Raw genomic sequence first — 1,734 nt, 5'->3', positions numbered from 1 at the left:
CGGGGTCTCCAGCGACTGCCGCGCGCCGGCGATGGCGCGCGCGCGCACCCGTTCCAGCGCGTCGGCATCGAAGCGCGGCGCGGTCATGGCCAGCCGCGCGAGGCGCAGCGCCTCGGGCAGGGCGTCCGCCAGGCAGCGGAAGCCGGCCTCGAAGCTGTCGCGCCCGGCCGAGAAGGACAGGCCAATCGCGTCATCGCGCAGCGCATCCTGGAAGGCCAGGGCGCGCAGGTCGCCCGCCCCTTCCATCAGCATGGCCGCGGCCATGGCCATGGTGCCGTCCTGCCCGGCGGGGTCGCGCGCCGCGCCGCCCGGCCAGGACCAGGAGAGCGAGACGACCGGGACCGTATGGTCCTCGACCAGCCAGGCGGTGACGGGGCCGGCCTCGACCACCTGGATCGGCAGGGTGAAGGGGGTGCTCATCACGCGGCCTCCGGCAGCAGCCAGCCGGTGGTGGCCGTGGCGGTCCCGAGCACGGCGCGCGCGGCTTCCGTCACCTGCGCCTGCGTCACGGCGCGCAACCGGGCGGGCCAGAATTCCACGACATCGGCGGACAGGCCGATGGCGAGCACGCCGCCCAGCATGCGGGGCGCCGCGCCGAAGCCGTCCAGCGCCAGCAATGCGCCGGAGGAGAGCTGGCGGCGGGAGCGCGCGACCTCGGCCTCGGTCGGGCCGTCCTGCAGCAGGGTCGCGATGGTCGCCTGCAGCGCCGCTTCCAGGCGGTCCGGCTCGACGCCGCGCCGCGGCACGGCGTAGACCGTGAATTCCGTCGCGCCCGCTGCCTCGCCGTCATAGGAGGCGCCGGCGGACACCGCGAGGCCGGTCTCGACAAGTGCGGCATGCAGGCGCGAGCCCTGGCCGCTGCCCAGCAGATGCGCCAGCACCTCCAGTGGCAGGGCGTGGCGCGCCTCCCCGGCGGTCAGCGAGGGCGCTATCCAGGCGCGGATCAGCAGCGCCTCCCGCGCGGTGGGTTCGCGCGTGACCAAGCGCGGCTCATGCGGCACGGAGGGGGCGCGGGCGCGGTCGCGCGCCGCACCGGGGCGGGCCGGCACCCGGCCGTAGTGTTCCTCCGCCAGGGCGCGCAGCGTGGCTTCGTCGACCGCGCCCGAGACCACCAGCGTCGCGTTGTGGGGCGCGTAGAAGCGGTCATAGAAGCCCACCAGGTCGTCGCGGGTAATGGCGCGGATCTCGGCCTCCCAGCCGATGATGGGCCGACCGGGCCAGGTCTGCGGGCCCCAGAGCGCGGCGCGGAAGGCTTCCTGGAAACGCGACCGGGCGGAGCTGTCGGTGCGCTGGCGGCGTTCCTCGAGGATGACGTTGCGCTCGCTTTCCAGCTGGTCGGCCGGGAACAGCGCCGCGCCGAAGCGGTCGGCCTCCATCTGCATCACCAGCGGCAGGCGCGAGGCCTCGACCTGCTGGAAATAGGCGGTGACGTCGCGCGAGGTGAAGGCGTTGTCGTTACCTCCCTCGCGCGCCACGCGGCGGGAGAATTCGCCCGAGGCGACGTTGGGCGAGCCCTTGAACATCATGTGTTCGAGGAAATGCGCGACGCCGGATCGCCCGGCGGGGTCCTCGGCGCCGCCGGCGGCATAGAACAGGTATTGCGCGACGACTGGCGCGCGGCGGTTCTCGGCCAGGACCACGCGCAGCCCGTTGGGCAGCTGCCATTGCTTCGCGCCGAACAGCGGGCGGTCGGCGCGCTCGCGGCGCGGTCCTGGCACGAAGGCGCCCACGGGG

1 protein-coding gene and 1 pseudogene are annotated in these 1,734 nt (G+C 74.6%); both read right to left on the bottom strand.

Going from position 1 to position 1,734, the window contains the following annotated elements; translation table 11 throughout:
- Positions 1-420 (bottom strand): annotated as a pseudogene (locus HW578_RS26150) (insulinase family protein); the annotation flags it as partial.
- A partial coding sequence (locus tag HW578_RS26145; RefSeq protein ID WP_198373632.1) for a M16 family metallopeptidase occupies positions 420-1,734 on the bottom strand: 1,315 nt, incomplete at its 5' end. The gene HW578_RS26145 and the pseudogene HW578_RS26150, both read right to left, overlap by 1 nt.

Origin of the sequence: Roseomonas rosulenta, assembly GCF_016106005.1 — a bacterium.
In the GTDB taxonomy this organism is placed as follows: domain Bacteria; phylum Pseudomonadota; class Alphaproteobacteria; order Acetobacterales; family Acetobacteraceae; genus Neoroseomonas; species Neoroseomonas rosulenta.
The sequence above is the reverse complement of the archived record's forward strand: the minus strand, read 5'-3'. Positions and strand labels throughout refer to the sequence as shown.